Consider the following 15,606-nt stretch of genomic DNA (forward strand, 5'->3'; position numbering starts at 1 on the left):
CACAGCGGAGGGGAAACGCCCGGTCCCATCCCGAACCCGGAAGCTAAGCCCTCCAGCGCCGATGGTACTGCGACCGCCAGGTCGTGGGAGAGTAGGACACCGCCGGAACACCCAACCACCCCCACACACCATCCCCCGCAGCACACTGCGGGGGATTTCGTGTTTCCGGGGGTCGTGGCGTCGAGAGCTGCTCCACGGGCCACGTGAGACGACTCGCGGCGTCACCTGGACGTCCGCCCACCGTCCGGCGGATCGGCCTACGCCGTCACGGCGCCGTTACAGTGGCCGACGTGCTCACGCCGTGGAGTGGACCCTGTCCGCCGCCGTCGGCGGTGACCCGCCGATGACCGACGCGATGACCCCGCCGGCCCTCGACCTCGACGCGTTGCGCGCGGCGGCGAGCGACGACGAGCAGCTCGGTGACCTCGCGGCGCTGTACTTCGCCGGGGTCGGGCCCGGGGAGATCGCCGGGGACCCGCAGGACGCGCTCGCGACGGTCCGGGCGCATCGCAGCCTCGCCCGGCTGCGTGTCCCCGGCCGGCCGGTCACGGCGGTCCTGGGAGCCGGCGCCGAACTCGCACCCGGTCTGCAGGCACCCGACCCCGACCGGGTGGCGGTCCTCGTCGTCACCGAGGACATGCCGTTCCTCATCGACTCGGTGGTCGCGGAGCTCTCGCGGACCGGGGCGACGGTCCACCGCGTGGTGCACCCCGTGGTCGTGGTCCGACGGGACACGAGTGGCGCGCTGCTCGAGGTGTGCCCGGACGCGGACCCGACCCACCCGCCGTCGGGAACCGTGGCCGAGTCGTGGATGAACCTCGAGCTCGAGGCCGACGCGACGTCGGAGTCCGTGCGGGACCTGTCCCGGGACCTGCACGACCGGCTGACGTCGGTGCTCGCCGACGTGCGCGCCGTGGTCGAGGACGGCGAGCGGATGCTCGACCGGGCGCGTGGGCTGGCCGATGCGCTGGAGACCACGCCGCCGCCGGTCGCCGGGTACCGCACCGACGAGACCGTCGCCCTGGTGCGGTGGTTCGCCGACGGCAACCTGACGTTCCTCGGCCACCGCTACCGTCCCGCGAGCGGGGCGGACTCCGACGGACTCGGCATCCTGCGGCACGACACCGACTACACCCGCACCCTCACCGCCGGACCCGACCTCACCGAACGCGAGGAGACGGTCGGCGAGCAGGGGGTGCTCCTGGTCCTCACCCGGGCCGGTGCCCGCTCGACGGTCCGTGCCCCGGTCCACCCCCTCTACGTCGGGGTGAAGCACTACGAGGACGGCCGCGTCGTCGGTGAGCACCGGTTCCTCGGTGTCCTGTCCGTCGCCGCGCGCAGCGCCGACGTCACCCGCATCCCCGTCGTCTCCCGGCGGGTGACCGACGTGATCAGCCGGATCGAACTGCCGGTCGAGTCGTGGTCGGGCCAACGGATGCTCGAGGTGCTCCAGACCTATCCGCGCGCCGAGCTGCTCTGCACCGACCGGGCCTCGCTCCACGAGACGGTCACCGGCGTCCTCGCCCTCGCCGAACGCCGACGGGTGCGGCTGTTCCTGCGCCGGGACCGCTGGGGTCGGTACTTCTCCGCGATGGTCTACCTGCCACGGGACCGGTACACGACGGCGGCCCGCCTGCGGATGCAGCAGCTCCTGCGCGACCGCCTCGAGGGCGCCGACATCGAGTACACGGCGCGGGTCACCGAGGACCAGCTCGCCCTGCTGCACGTCACGGTGCACACCGGGCAGCGCGAGCCGGTCCGCCCCGACGTCGCGGCCCTGACCGCCGAGCTCGCCGAGGCCACGCGGACCTGGGACGACCGCCTGCGGGCCGCCGCCGGCCCCCGTGAACGGGCGGCGATCGCCGCGGTGGGGGAGCCGTTCAGCCAGGCCTACCAGGAGGACTTCCCACCCGAGCGCGGCGTCGCCGACCTACTGGTGCTCGACGGTCTCTCCGGACCCGACGACCTCGCGGTGCGCCTCTACCGTCCCAGCGACGACGGAGATGACGGGCTCGACCCCGAGGGCGGCGACCGGCGCCTCAAGCTCTACCTCGTCGACCGCCGCATCACCCTGTCGACCGTGCTGCCGGTGCTGCAGTCGATGGGCGTCGAGGTCGTCGACGAGCGCCCCTACGAGGTGCGGCGCAGCGACGGCCGGACCGCGTGGATCAACGACTTCGGGCTGCGGATGCGCCTCGGCGCCGCGGCGGCCCAGGACGACGACCTCACCCGGCGCGCCGCCGAGGCCTTCACCGAGATCTGGCGTGGCCGCGTCGGCACCGACGGCTTCAACGCCCTGGTGCTCACCGCCGGGCTGACCTGGCGCCAGGCCGGCCTGCTGCGCGCCCTCGCCCGGTACCAGCGCCAGATCGCCGGTACCTACGGGCAGAGCTACATCACCGACGTCGTCGTCGCGCACCCCGACGTGGCGGTCGGGCTCGTCCGGCTGTTCGAGGCGCGGTTCGACCCCGAGCAGGGCGCCGACCGGGGAGCCCGGGTCACCGAGCTCGACGCGCAGGTCGAGGGCGCCATCGACGCCGTCACGAGTCTCGATGCCGACCGCATCCTGCGGGCCCTGCTGGGCCTGGTCCGCGGGACGTTGCGGTCCAACTACTTCCTGCACGACGACGACGGGACCCCGCGCGATGTCCTCGCCTTCAAGCTCGACCCGGCGCAGGTCCCCGGGGTGCCGGAGCCACGTCCGGCGATCGAGACGTTCGTGCACTCCAACCGGGTCGAGGGCGTCCACCTGCGCTTCGGGCCGATCGCCCGCGGCGGGCTGCGCTGGTCGGACCGGCTGCAGGACTACCGCACCGAGATCCTCGGGCTGGTGAAGGCGCAGGCCGTGAAGAACGCCGTCATCGTGCCGGTCGGCGCGAAGGGCGGCTTCGTGGTCAAGCGCCCGCCGGCCCCTACCGGCGACCCCGCGGCCGACCGCGACGCCCAGCGCGCCGAGGGCGTCGCCTGCTACCGACTGTTCGTCGGGGCCCTGCTCGATCTCGTCGACGACCGCAGCAACCACGGGGCCGACGCCGAGGTCGTCGTGCCGGATCGCGTCGTGCGCTACGACGGCGACGACACCTACCTCGTCGTGGCCGCCGACAAGGGCACCGCGACGTTCTCCGACATCGCCAACGAGGTCGCGATCTCGCGCGGCTTCTGGCTGGGCGACGCGTTCGCCTCCGGGGGCTCGGTCGGCTACGACCACAAGGCCATGGGCATCACCGCCCGCGGCGCCTGGGAGTCGGTGCGGCGCCACTTCCGCGAGCTCGGGCGCGACGTCGGAGGAGACGAGATCAGCGTCGTCGGGGTCGGGGACATGTCCGGCGACGTGTTCGGCAACGGGATGCTGCTCTCCGAGCACCTGCGGATCGTCGCCGCGTTCGACCACCGTCACGTGTTCCTCGACCCCGACCCGGACCCCGCGACGTCCTTCGCCGAGCGCCGCCGGCTCTTCGAGCTGCCCCGGTCGTCGTGGGCCGACTACGACGGGTCGCTCATCAGCACCGGGGGCGGGGTGTACCCGCGGACGCTCAAGCGGATCCCGATCTCCGAGCAGGTCGCCGCGGCCCTGGGGCTGGGGAGCACCGAGCCGCTCGACCCGACCGCACTGATGCGCGCGATCCTGCGCGCCCCCGTCGACCTGCTCTGGAACGGCGGGATCGGCACCTACGTCAAGGCGACGGAGGAGACGAACGCCGACGCCGGCGACAAGGGCAACGACGCGGTCCGGGTGAACGGCGCCGAGCTGCGGGTGAAGGTCGTCGGGGAGGGCGGGAACCTCGGCCTGACCCAGCGCGGGCGCATCGAGTACGCGCGGGCCGGCGGCCGCGTGAACACCGACGCGATCGACAACTCCGCAGGCGTGGACTGCTCCGACCACGAGGTCAACATCAAGATCCTGCTCGACTCGCTCGTGGAGCGCGGTGAGCTCGCCGAGGAGCAGCGCGACGAGCAGATCGCGGCCACCACCGAGGACGTGGCCGCGCTGGTCCTCGCCGACAACGTCGCGCAGAACGACGTGCTCGGCGTCGCCCGCGCGCACGCCGCGGACATGCTCAACGTCCACGAGGCGCAGGTGACCGAGCTCGAGGCCCGCGGCCGGATCGACCGGGAGCTCGACGTCCTGCCCGACGCCGAGGGCTTCGAGGCCCGCCGTCAGGCCGGGGAGGGACTGACGGGGCCGGAACTCGCGCAGCTGATGGCGCACGTGAAGCTCGACCTGACCGAGGCGCTGGCCGCCGACGACCTGCCCGACGCCGAGGTGTTCACCCGGCGGCTGCCGCACTACTTCCCGTCGGTGCTCGCCTCGACCTACCCGTCCGCGATCGCCGCGCACCCGCTGCGCCGCCGGATCGTCACGACGATGGTCGCGAACGAGGTCGTCGACGGCGGTGGGCTGTCCTACGTGCACCGCCTGGTCGCGGAGGTGTCCGCGACGCCCGCGGACGCCGTCCGCGCCCACCAGGTGGCGACCCGGGTGTTCGGGCTCGACACGCTCGCCGCGGACATCGCCGACGCGACGGCCGCGGGCCTCCCGACCGGGGCGGCCGACCGGCTGACCCTCGCGTCGCGGCGCGTCCTCGACCGGGCTGCGCGGTGGCTGCTGACCCACCGGCCGCAGCCGTTGGCGATGGGCGCCGAGATCCAGCGCTTCTCACCCGCCGTCGCGACCCTGGGGCCGCAGGTCGCCGGGCTGCTGCGCGGCACCGAGGCCGAGGGGCTCGCCGAGCGCGTCGACGCGATGGTCGCGCTCGGCGCACCGGCCGACCTGGCCGGGCGCGTGGTCGGCGGGCTCTACGGGTTCGGGCTGCTCGACGTCACCGAGATCACCGAGATCGCGGAAGCCGACCACGACGACGATCCTGACGACCTGCGGGCGGTCGCGGAGCTCTACTACGCCGTGTCCGACCACCTGGGGATCGACCGGCTGCTCACGGTGGTCGCGTCGCTGTCGCGGCGGGACCGCTGGGACGCGCTGGCGCGGCTCTCGCTGCGCGACGAGCTCTACTCCTCGCTGCGGGCCGTCACGCTCGACGTGCTGGCGGACACCGACGAGAGCGAGTCGGCGGATGAGAAGATCGCGCACTGGGAGCAGGCGAACGCCTCGCGACTGATGCGTGCCCGCACGTCGCTGGCCGAGATCGCCCGCTCCGGACGAACCGACCTGACCACGGTGTCCGTGGCCGCCCGCCAGATCCGGAGCATGGTGCGATGAGCACGACCTACGACGTCGACGTCCCGGTGCGCTGGTCCGATCAGGACCCGTACCGGCACGTCAACCACGCCAAGGTCGTCACTCTGCTCGAGGACGCGCGCACGGCCCTGCTCTTCGACGCCGCCGCGCGGGAGGGCGTCGCGGCGTTCGAGGCCGGGCTGCTCGTGGCGCGGGTGGACGTACGCTACCGGCGGCCGATCCCGTGGACCCGCCGCGGGGTCCGGGCGCGGATGTGGGCGCACTCGCTGCGGGCGGCGTCGTTCACGGTCGGGTACGAACTGCTGCTTCCCGACGACCGCAGTGGCTGGGATCCGAAGCCCGCGGTCACCGCCGACACCCAGCTCGTGCCCTACGACCTCGCCGCCGCACGTCCGCGCCGCCTCACCGAGGACGAGCGTTCCTTCCTGGAGCGGTACGAGGTCACGGGATGATCGGGATGGGAGACGCAGCGGAGCGGAGCTCGACCCGGGTGACGGGGGCGGAGCTGTCGATCCCGGACGCGGCGCAGCGCGAGGACCTCGCGGGCTTCATCGGGCGCGCGGTGCGGCTGGACCCCGCCGTGGTGGTCCGCCTGCGGGTGCGGCCGGGGGAGCGGACGGCCGTCGAGGCGTTCGCGCCGACGCCGTTCGACGCGCTCGTCACGCGCAGCGCACCGGGCACGCTCGACCCGTCCGACGTCACCGTGGTCGGGTCGGACCTGCTGGCGGCGCTGGCCGTCGCGGGCGGCCCGTCGGTGGAACCGGGCACGTCGGTGGACGAGCGGTGGCGCGGGCCGCTCCCGCCGCTGCGGCCCGACGCGCGCTGGCAGGTCGTGGGCGAGGTGCCGTCGGAGGTCGTGGACGGGCTCGCGGAGAAGGGCGTCGCGGCCGCGCGGTCCGGCGACCCGAGCGGGCGGCCCTCGGCGGCGCTGCTCGACCAGGTCGTGCTCACCGTGACCGACGAGGCGTCGGGACTCGAGGTGCGGGTGCCGATGCGGTGCGTGTTCGCCCTGTCGGGCATGGGCTTCGTCGGGTCCGGCGTCGGCGGGGACGACGTGGTGCGCGTGTCGACCGACGGCGGGTGGCTGCGGCTCGACGCGCGCGGCGGCGCCGTGGTCCGACGCCGCCGCGCGCAGCTGCCGCTGCTGTGAGGACCTAGCGGAGGTTGGCCCGCAGGAAGTTCAGCGTCTCGTTCCAGGCGATGGTGGCCTGCTCGGGGTCGTAGGTCCCCATGTGGTTCTCGTCGTTGAAGAACGCGTGGCCGGCCGGGTAGAGCCGGAAGTCGGGGCGGTGGCCCGACTCGGCCTCGATGCGGTCGGCCAGGGACTTCACGGCGTCGGGGGTCGCCATCGTGTCCTGCTCGCCGAAGTGGCCGAGCAGCGGCGCGGAGAGCTTCTCGAAGCTCGGGTAGTCCTCGCCCAGCACGCCGTAGAACGGCACCGCGGCACCGATCTTGTCGCCCTGCTGCGCGGCGAGGACGAGCACGAACCCGCCGCCCATGCAGAAGCCGACCGCGCCGACCTTGCGGCCCACGACCGCCTCGTGCTCGAGCAGGAAGTCGACGGCACCCGCGAGGTCGGTCGCGGCCTGCTGGACCGGGAGCTCCTGCATGAGCTGCCCGGCCTCGTCGGAGTCGTGGGTGGTGGTGCCGCCGTAGAGGTCGGGGGCGAGGGCGACGAAGCCCTCGGCCGCGAGCCGGTTGGTCACGTCGGCGATGTGGGAGGTGAGCCCCCACCACTCCTGGATCACCACGACGCCGGGTCCGGTGCCGGACTCGGGGAGCGCCAGGTAGCCGTGGGCGGTGCGTCCGTTGGAGGGGAAGGAGACGTTCTGGAGCGGGTTCTCGGTCATCGCCGACCGAGTTCCCCGCGCGCGCAGCGCCCACGCGCGACGACGGCTGGGCGGCGCAGCGTCGTCCTGCGCGAAGGCTCAGAAGGACTTGTTCATCATCGACATGGCGGCCATCTCCATGTACTCCCAGATCTGGCGGTGTCGCTCCGGCTCGAGGTTCTCCTCGTCGACGGCCACCTTCATGCAGCGCAGCCACGCGTCGCGCTCCAGCGGACCGATCGGGAACGGCGCGTGCCGCATCCGCAGGCGGGGGTGCCCACGCTGCTGCGAGTAGGTCTGCGGGCCGCCCCAGTACTGCTCGAGGAAGAGGCGGAGGCGGTCCTCGGCGGGCCCGAGGTCCTCCTCGGGGTAGAGCGGACGCAGGACCGGGTCGTCGGCGACCTGCTCGTAGAAGCGGTGCACGATCCGGTGGAAGGTGTCGTGGCCGCCGACCGCGTCGTAGAAGGTCTGGGGACTGCTCACGGGTTCCACCGTCTCACGGGCGGGTGGACCGGTGCGCCGTCGCTGCGGTCGGGCTCGCGCCGAAGGGGGTCGGGGCGGGGACGCCGGCGTCGTCGAAGGCCGACTTCACCGCGCCCGCCACCGCGCGCTGGACGGCCCACTGCTCACCCGGCCGGGTCCGGATCGTCAGTCGCAGCAGGATCCCCTCGGCGGTCACGGACTGGACCCCGAGCATCTCCGGCGGCGCCAGCACCTTCGAGGCGATGGCGGGTTCGGTGCACTCCTCGGTGGCCGCGGTCCGGGCGAGCTCGGAGGTGTCGTCGACGTCCGCGGAGTGCCCGACCGGGATGTCGACGACGGCGACCGAGTAGCCCTGACTGGAGTTGCCGACGCGCAGGACCTCGCCGTTGCGGACGTACCAGACGGTCCCGGCGATGTCGCGCAACGTCGTGACCCGGAGGCCGACGGCCTCGACGGTGCCGGTGGCCTCCCCGAGGTCGACGACGTCGCCGACCCCGTACTGGTCCTCGAGCATCATGAAGATGCCGGACAGGAAGTCCCGCACGAGGTTCTGCGCGCCGAAGCCGATCGCGACGCCGAGGATGCCGGCGGAGGCGATGATCGGGGCGAGGTTCACGCCGAACTCGCCGAGGATCAGCGTGAACGCGACGCCGTAGACGATCAGCGTCACGAACGAGCGCAGGACCGAGCCGATCGCCTGCGCGCGCTGCGAGCGCCGCTCGACCATCTGCGGCGCGGACTCCCGCAGGCTCGCCGCGGCGCGGTCGCGCAGCGGTCGCAGGAGCCGGGGCACGCGCCCGGAGCTCGCGCCGTCAACGACACGCGTGATGGCCCGGTGCAGCGCCGATCGCAGCACCACGGCGACCACGAGGATCACGATCGTCGTCACCGCGTGGGAGACGATCGCGTCCGCGGAGCGCGAGAGCCACGACGCGTGGGTGTACTGGAACACCCGCGCGCACAACGAGCCGACGTCGGCGGCGCACGAGGGCGCGTCCACCGGGACGCCGGGCACCACGGAGGTGGTGGAGCCCGGCGACGGCGTCGGGGTGGGCGTCTGGTCGATCATGCCGGGAAGCAACAGCACGTCCCGGCACGATACGGACCGCGATGGATCTCGGTCGCGATGGATCCGGCCGGTGAACGATCCTCTATCACAGGTGCACGACGTCCCCGGATGTGGTCGACTGTGCCCACATCCCGGTGGGAGGTGGTCGTGTGGCCGAACGACAACTCAGGACCGTGACGCCGCTGGTCAGCGGGGTCGAGGGGCCGAGCGTGCGGACCGAACCTCCCGATGTCGTCCCGCTCGTCCCCGAGGCGCCCGCCGAGGTGGACCCGGACGTCACGGTCGCCGCCCCGGTCGCGCCCGCCCCGTTCCTGGGCCGCCGGCGGGTCCTGCTCCTCAACGCCACCTACGAACCGCTCACGGCGCTGCCGCTGCGGCGCGCCATCGTCCTGCTCATCTGCGGCAAGGCCGACGTCGTGCACGGCGACTCCTCCGGCCTCGTCCTGCACTCCGCGACGGGCGCCGTCGAGGTCCCCTCGGTGATCCGGCTCCGGGTCTTCGTGCGCGTGCCCTACCGGGCGCGGGTGCCGCTCACCCGGGCGGCTCTCATGCACCGCGACCGCTTCCGCTGCGCCTACTGCTCGGGCAAGGCGGAGACGATCGACCACGTGGTGCCGCGCAGCCGAGGTGGCACGCACACCTGGGAGAACACCGTGGCGTGCTGCGCGCGGTGCAACCACAAGAAGGCCGACAAGCTGCTCGCCGAGCTCGGCTGGCCGCTGCGGACGATGCCGACGGCGCCGCGTGGGCGGCACTGGCGGCTGCTCGCCGGCCTGGTCGACGCCGACCCGCAGTGGCTGCCCTACCTGGGGGAGAGCGCGGCGTAGCGGTCGAGCGTGCATGATCGGCCGACGTGAGCGACCTGCACGAGCTGACGGCACTGGAGACGGCCGAGGCGGTGCGGCGCGGGGACACCTCCGTCCTCGACGTCGTCGACCACGCCCTGGCGCGCGCCGAGACCCTCGGCGCGCGCCTCGGGGCGTTCGCGCTCCTCACCCCGGAGCGGGCGCGGGAGGCCGCGCGGGAGCCGGCGGTCGCGGACGGGGCGAGGTCGGGGAGCCTGTGGGGCGTCCCGACCGCGGTGAAGGACCTCACCGCGACGGCGGGCGTACGTACGGGACGCGGGTCGGTGATCTACCGCGACTGGGTGCCCGAGACGGACGACGACCTCGTCGGCCTGCTGCGCGCGGCGGGGACGGTGAGCCTCGGCAAGACCGCCGTGCCCGAGTTCGGCCTGCCCTGCTACACCGAGCCGGCGGGCGCGGCGCCCGCGGTGACGCCGTGGGACGTGACGCGGTCGGCCGGGGGTTCCTCGGGCGGGGCGGCCGCGGCGGTCGCCGCCGGGGTGGTGCCGGTCGCGCAGGGCTCGGACGGCGGCGGGTCGATCCGCATCCCGGCGTCGGTGTGCGGGCTGGTCGGTCTGAAGACGACCCGCGGGCGCGTCCCGGCGGGCCCGGCGGCCGGTGACCCCGCAGGGCTCTCGGTGGCGGGACCGCTCGCGCGGACGGTCGCGGACGCGGCGGCGCTGCTCGACGTCCTCTGCGGGGACCGGAGCTGGCCGGGTGAGCCGCTCGTGCCGCGGTGCCCTCCCGAGGACGGGTACCTGGGCGTCGTGCGCCGCGGGGACGGCCCGCGACGCCGGATCGGACTCTGCACGACGGTGCCCTACGGCGACCTGGCCGGGCTGCTCGGCCCGGTGTGGACCGGCGCGCCGGTCGACCCGGTGTGCGTCGCCGCCGCGGAGGACACGGCGCGCGTGCTGGAGTCCCTCGGCCACGTGGTCGAGCCGGTGGACGTGCGGCTGCCCGACGAGGTGGTCGCCGCGTTCCTCACGCTCTGGGCGACCCTCGCGCTGGCCGACCCCGTGGACCCCGCCGACGAGGACCGGCTGCAGCCGCTCACCCGGCTGCTGCGGGCGCGCGGGCGCGAGGTCTCCGGGATCGCGGCGCTCGGGGCCCTGCAGACGGTGCAGGTCGCGACCCGGCGGATCGTCACCGACCGCGCCGGGCTGGACGCGGTGCTCACCCCGTCGGTGGCCCTGCCGCCCCGCCCCGTGGGCTGGTTCTCCGCCGACGGGCCGGAGACCGACTTCGCCCGGCAGGTCGCGTTCACGCCCTGGACGGCGATCGCGAACATGACCGGCGAGCCCGCCCTCGGCCTGCCCACGGGGTGGCCGAGGGTCGACGGGGTGACCCTCCCGGTCGGGGTGACGCTGCGGGGCCGCCGCGGCGAGGAGGACGTGCTGCTGGCGCTGGGCGCGGAGCTCGAGGCCGCGACGCCGTGGGCGCACCGTCGTCCCCCGGTGTGGTGAGGAGGACCTACGACACGACGTCGGAGCTGCTTTCCACTACGGTTCGGGCCGTGAGTCCGATCGAGACGATCCTGATCTACGCGGTGATCCCGGTCGTCGCGCTGCTCCTGCTCTTCGCGCTGACCGCGATCCGCGGCAAGGGGAAGGCAGCGTCCTACCGGGCCGGCGACGACTGGCCGCACGAGGCGCTGTGGTGGATCGGCAACCCCAAGGGGACCGGTCTGCCCGAGCCGACCGTGGAGGCCGTCGGCGCGACCGCGACCCGCACCGCCCGAGGAGGCGCACGTGGCACCTGGTGAACTCGCGCGCCCGCAGGCGCGCCCCGGCGAGACGCCGATGATCAACGAGACCGGGCTGGCCGAGGACCCGGTCTACGGCCACTCGCGGGTGCCGACCGCGTCCGGTCGCATCTCGGAGGCCACCGAGGTCCTCGCCGACGACCAGAAGGTGCCCTTCTCGTCCTCGCAGCTCTCCCGGATCGACGAGGCGCTCACCCGCACCTCGGCCGACACCGGGCTGCTGTTCAGCGTCTGGGTCGGCGAGCTCGGGGGGCGCTCCCGGGAGCGCGCCGAGGAGCTGCACGCCGCCCTCGGCGAGCAGGCCGACGACGCGGTGCTCATCGCGGTGTCGCCCGGCGAGCGGGTCGTCGAGGTCGTGACCGGCGAGGAGTCCTGCCGCCGTGTCGACGACCGGGGCGCCAAGCTCGGTGTCATGGCGATGGTCTCGTCGTTCAGCGAGTCCGACCTGGTCGGCGGCATCGTCGAGGGCCTGCGGGTGCTCGGCGACCACGCGGGGTCGAAGCACTAGTCCGGTCGGCCCAGGCCCCGTCCTGCACGAACGGCACTCTCGCAACATCTATGTGCGCGAGAGTGCCGTTCGCTCGTTCGGGGGGTGCGGCCGAACGGCCTAGCCCCGGTCCGCCTCCCGCGCCGCCAGGGCGCGGACGATCCCGGCCCGGCCCTCGGTGACGAGGCGGGTCAGGGCACTGGGGTGCTCGTCGGCGAGCCAGCGGTCGGCCGCCTCGACAGTCGCCCGCTCCACGGCCCACGACGGGAACAGCCCCTGCACCGTCGGCTGCGCCTGCTCGCTCGAGCGCCGGCCCCACACCTCGTCGACCGCCGCGAAGTACGTCTCGCGGTAGTCGGTGAGCAGGGCGCCCTGCGACGGGTGCGAGAAGCCCATGATGATCGCCATGTTGATGGCGTTGGGCAGGGTGTCGTCGTAGACCGCCCGCTGCCAGGCGGTCGCCTTCGCCTCGGGCGTGGGCACCAGCGCGCGGGCCCGCTCGGCCATGCGCAGCCCGGTCGCGGTGTTGTCCCGCGCCAGCTCGGCCTCGATCTCGGCCTCGCCGACCGCGCCGTGCGCCACCAGGGCGTGCAGGAGGCGCCAGCGCAGATCGGTGTCGACCGTGAGCCCCTCGAGGGGCGCGGAGCCGTCCCGCCACCCCGCGAGCGTCGTCAGCGCCTCGGGCGTGAGCACCGAGCCGGACAGCGCGTTCACGATCGCGAGCTGGTGGTCGGAGCCGGGCTCGGCGGTCCGGGCGAGCTCGAGCAGCGTCGCTACGAACGACGGCCACCCCTGCTCCACCGCCCACTGCGGGTCGGCGTAGGAGGCCAGCGCGGTCTGGGCCTGCAGCAGCAGCCGCTGCACGACGCCGACCTCGGTCTCGGCGGCGACCCCGCCGACGACCAGCGCGACGAAGTCGCGGGCGCGCAGCTCGGCCTCGCGGGTCATCTCCCACGCCGCCGACCAGCACAGGGTGCGCGGCAGCGGCTCGGCGACGTCGCCGATGCGCTCGATCAGTGTCGAGAGCGAGCGCTCGTCGAGGCGCATCGTGCAGTAGGTCAGGTCGTCGTCGTTGACCAGCACGAGCGCGCCGGCGGGGACGCCGACCAGCTCGGGTACCTCGGTGCGCTCCCCGGTGACGTCGAGCTCGGTGCGGTGCACACGCACGAGCTTCCCGGCCTCGTCGGGGGAGTAGATCCCGACGGCGATGCGGTGCGTGCGGGTCTCGCCGGCGCCGGGCCTCGCGCCGCCCTGGAGCACCGCGAACTCGGCGTAGGTGCCGTCGGCGCCCACCGAGAACGACGGCGAGAGCGCGTTGAGACCCGTCGTCCGGAGCCATTCCGCCGACCAGCCGGACAGGTCGCGGCCGCTGGACTCGGTCAGGGCGCCGAGCAGGTCGTCGAAGGTGGCGTTGCCGTAGGCGTGGCGGGAGAAGTACAGGCGCAGGCCGGCGAGGAACTCGTCCTGCCCCACGTAGGCCACGAGCTGCTTGAGCACCGACGCGCCCTTGGCGTAGGTGATGCCGTCGAAGTTGACCTCGACGGCCTGCAGGTCGGGGATGTCCGCCGCGATGGGGTGCGTCGAGGGCAGCTGGTCCTGGCGGTAGGCCCACGACTTCTCGACGTTCGCGAACGTCGTCCACGCGTTGCGGTACTCGGTGGCCTCGGCCTGGCTGACCACCGACGCCCAGGTGGCGAACGACTCGTTCAGCCACAGGTCGTCCCACCAGCGCATGGTGACGAGGTCGCCGAACCACATGTGCGCCATCTCGTGCAGCACGGTCTCGGCGCGCCGCTCGTAGAGGTAGCGGGTGACGCGGCTGCGGAAGACGTAGTCCTCGAGGAACGTCACGGCGCCGACGTTCTCCATCGCGCCGGCGTTGAACTCGGGCACGAACAGCTGGTCGTACTTCGCGAAGGGGTACGGCACCCCGAAGTTGCGGTGGTAGAAGCCGAAGCCCTGCTTGGTCTCGGTGAACAGCCGGTCGGCGTCCATGTGCTCGGCCAGCGAGGACCGGCAGTAGATGCCGAGCGGGATCTCGCCGTGCTCGTCGACGTAGGTGTCGGTCCAGCGGGCGTACGGTCCGGCGATCAGCGCGACCAGGTAGGTCGAGATCCGCGCCGTGGTGTCGAAGGCGTGGTGGACCGCGCCGTTGTCCAGCGTCGTCGTCGTGGAGAGGGCCCCGTTGGAGATGACGTGCCAGTCCGGCGCCGCGAGCGCGGTCAGCGTGATCGTGGCCTTGAGATCGGGCTGGTCGAAGCAGGCGAACATCCGCTTCGCGTCCGCCGTCTCGAACTGGCTGTAGAGGTACACCGCGCCGTCGACCGGGTCGACGAACCGGTGCAGGCCCTCGCCGGTGTTCATGTACCGGCAGTCGGCGTCGACGACGAGCTCGTTCTCCGCCGCGAGGTCGGGCAGGGCGATGCCCTTCTCCTCGTCGTAGCCGGAGACGTCGAGGGCGACCCCGTTGAGGACGGCGCTGCGCACGCCCGCCGCGACGATGTCGATCCAGCTCGCCACGCCCGGCGTCGTGGACCGGAACCGCACGGTGGTGGTCGAGCGGAACGTCGACTCGCCGGGTCCGGCGGCGTCGTCGGTGAGGTCGAGGGCGATCAGGTACGAGTCGACCTCGAGCGCCTCGGCGCGGGTCCGCGCGTCGTCCCTGGTCAGGTTCGGAGCAGCCACGTCCGCACCCTATCCGCGCGGCCCGTCGCCGACCGCCGGGAAGACACTTGTACCTCGAACCGTTGCTCCGGGATACCTGCCGTCGATCGAGGGAAGCCTGGAACCATGAGCACTGAGAAGGCATGCGTCGATTTCTGGTTCGACCCGCTGTGTCCGTTCGCGTGGATCACCTCGCGCTGGGTCCTCGAGGTCGAGAAGGTCCGCGACATCGAGGTGGCCTGGCACGTGATGAGCCTGTCCGTGCTGAACTCCGGCCGCGACCTCGACGAGAAGTACCAGGCGATGATGGAGGAGGGCTGGAAGCCCGTCCGCGTCTGCATCGCGGCCGCGCAGAAGCACGGCGACGAGATCCTGGCCCCGCTCTACACCGCGATGGGCACGCAGATCCACAACCAGGGCAACAAGGACTTCGACGACGTCATCGCGAAGGCGCTCTCGGAGGTCGGCCTCGAGCCGGAGCTCGCCGAGGCGGCCACCTCGACCGACTACGACGATGCCCTGAAGAAGTCCCACCACGAGGGCATGGACCCCGTGGGCATGGACGTGGGCACCCCGGTCATCCACGTCGAGGGCTCGGCCTTCTTCGGCCCCGTGATGACGCGCATCCCCAAGGGCGAGCAGGCCGGCCAGGTCTGGGACGGCGCGAAGCTCCTCGCGGGCTACGAACACTTCTACGAGCTCAAGCGCACCCGCGACTCCGAGCTCTCCTTCGACTGAGCCGATCCCCCGGCGACCCGGCGGCGGGTCGGCTCCCCGCCGCCGGGTCCGATCGGAGCCTTCTCGACGGCGGGTGGCGCGGCCACCCGCCGTCGAGCCCGGTCAGGCGGCGACGCCCTGCTCCTCCACGAGCGTCTTGATCCGGTCGAGGGTCTCGTCGACGCCGTTCTGGACCTGGTGGTCCCCGGCCTCGACGCGGGTGGTGTGCAGGTGGACCTCGACGGTCGCGCCGTGCTCGGCGGGCCGCACGTCGAGGTAGCCGTGGTACTCGCTGCTGCCCTCCGCGCCCCAGCTGATGTGCTGGGCGTCGCGGTCGACCTCGAACCAGGCCTCACCCTCGACCTGCGAGCCGTCGGGCAGCTCGGCCGTGGTGTGCACGGCGTTGCCGCCGGTCGACTCGGCGCTGGTCATGCGGGCGAAGTAGCGGGGCAGGTTGCCGACGTCGGAGAGGAAGGCGAAAAGGTCGTCGGGTGAGGCGTCGACCGTGGTGGTGGAGCTGAAGTCAGCCATCGTCCCGGCTGCCCGTCCC

At 73.3% G+C, this 15,606-nt stretch carries 13 protein-coding genes and 1 rRNA gene; 9 read left to right on the plus strand and 5 right to left on the minus strand.

The features are described from left to right. From rrf to QSK00_RS24165, 4 genes are all read left to right on the plus strand, one after another. Positions 1–108: ribosomal RNA gene (gene rrf, locus QSK00_RS24150) — 5S ribosomal RNA — on the plus strand; the annotation flags it as partial. Between the two features lie 247 nt (positions 109–355). Beyond that, complete coding sequence (locus QSK00_RS24155) at positions 356–5,218, plus strand: NAD-glutamate dehydrogenase (protein ID WP_502872076.1); 4,863 nt, start codon at positions 356–358, stop codon at positions 5,216–5,218. Beyond that, a complete protein-coding gene (locus tag QSK00_RS24160; RefSeq protein WP_285594947.1) occupies positions 5,215–5,649 on the plus strand; it encodes an acyl-CoA thioesterase in 435 nt (144 codons plus the stop codon). The genes QSK00_RS24155 and QSK00_RS24160 overlap by 4 nt, the downstream gene beginning before the upstream one ends. A gap of 5 nt (positions 5,650–5,654) precedes the next feature. Beyond that, positions 5,655–6,347 (plus strand): DUF8185 domain-containing protein, encoded by a 693-nt coding sequence (locus QSK00_RS24165; protein ID WP_285594949.1) that lies wholly within the window; start codon positions 5,655–5,657, stop codon positions 6,345–6,347. Between the two features lie 4 nt (positions 6,348–6,351). Here QSK00_RS24165 and QSK00_RS24170 read toward each other — a convergent pair whose 3' ends face one another. From QSK00_RS24170 to QSK00_RS24180, 3 genes are all read right to left on the minus strand, one after another. Then, a complete protein-coding gene (locus tag QSK00_RS24170; protein WP_285594951.1) occupies positions 6,352–7,047 on the minus strand; it encodes a dienelactone hydrolase family protein in 696 nt (231 codons plus the stop codon). A 78-nt stretch (positions 7,048–7,125) separates the two neighbouring features. Further along, positions 7,126–7,509, minus strand: coding sequence for a globin (locus tag QSK00_RS24175; RefSeq protein ID WP_285594954.1), 384 nt, complete (start codon positions 7,507–7,509; stop codon positions 7,126–7,128). A 13-nt stretch (positions 7,510–7,522) separates the two neighbouring features. After that, positions 7,523–8,596 (minus strand): mechanosensitive ion channel family protein, encoded by a 1,074-nt coding sequence (locus QSK00_RS24180; protein ID WP_285594955.1) that lies wholly within the window; start codon positions 8,594–8,596, stop codon positions 7,523–7,525. Between the two features lie 131 nt (positions 8,597–8,727). On the opposite strand from QSK00_RS24180, the gene QSK00_RS24185 reads away from it, so the two are divergent. Genes QSK00_RS24185 through QSK00_RS24200 form a run of 4 tightly spaced genes read left to right on the plus strand, consistent with a single transcriptional unit; the run spans position 8,728 to position 11,696 of the window. Next, the gene (locus QSK00_RS24185; RefSeq protein WP_285594956.1) at positions 8,728–9,405 is read left to right on the plus strand and encodes an HNH endonuclease; all 678 of its coding nucleotides are present in this window, start codon (positions 8,728–8,730) and stop codon (positions 9,403–9,405) included. Positions 9,406–9,431: 26 nt separating this feature from the next. Next, a complete protein-coding gene (locus tag QSK00_RS24190; RefSeq protein ID WP_285594958.1) occupies positions 9,432–10,889 on the plus strand; it encodes an amidase in 1,458 nt (485 codons plus the stop codon). Positions 10,890–10,939: 50 nt separating this feature from the next. Then, positions 10,940–11,188, plus strand: coding sequence for an aa3-type cytochrome oxidase subunit CtaJ (gene ctaJ, locus QSK00_RS24195; protein ID WP_285594960.1), 249 nt, complete (start codon positions 10,940–10,942; stop codon positions 11,186–11,188). After that, positions 11,175–11,696, plus strand: coding sequence for a DUF5130 family protein (locus QSK00_RS24200; protein ID WP_285594962.1), 522 nt, complete (start codon positions 11,175–11,177; stop codon positions 11,694–11,696). Before ctaJ ends, QSK00_RS24200 begins: the two co-directional genes overlap by 14 nt. Before the next feature lie 99 nt (positions 11,697–11,795). Here the strand turns inward: QSK00_RS24200 and pepN are convergent, their stop codons facing one another. Further along, entirely contained in the window at positions 11,796–14,360 is a 2,565-nt protein-coding gene (pepN, locus tag QSK00_RS24205; RefSeq protein WP_285594964.1) for an aminopeptidase N, read from the minus strand. 105 nt (positions 14,361–14,465) lie between these two features. Between pepN and QSK00_RS24210 the strand changes: the two genes are divergently transcribed. Continuing rightward, the gene (locus tag QSK00_RS24210) at positions 14,466–15,077 is read left to right on the plus strand and encodes a mycothiol-dependent nitroreductase Rv2466c family protein (protein WP_285594966.1); all 612 of its coding nucleotides are present in this window, start codon (positions 14,466–14,468) and stop codon (positions 15,075–15,077) included. A gap of 102 nt (positions 15,078–15,179) precedes the next feature. On the opposite strand, the gene QSK00_RS24215 is transcribed toward QSK00_RS24210, so the two are convergent. After that, positions 15,180–15,587, minus strand: a complete 408-nt coding sequence (locus QSK00_RS24215; RefSeq protein WP_285594967.1) for an SRPBCC family protein — start codon at positions 15,585–15,587, stop codon at positions 15,180–15,182. Between the last annotated feature and the right edge of the window lie 19 nt (positions 15,588–15,606).

It is taken from the genome of Actinomycetospora sp. NBRC 106378, assembly GCF_030269685.1.
In the GTDB taxonomy this organism is placed as follows: domain Bacteria; phylum Actinomycetota; class Actinomycetes; order Mycobacteriales; family Pseudonocardiaceae; genus Actinomycetospora.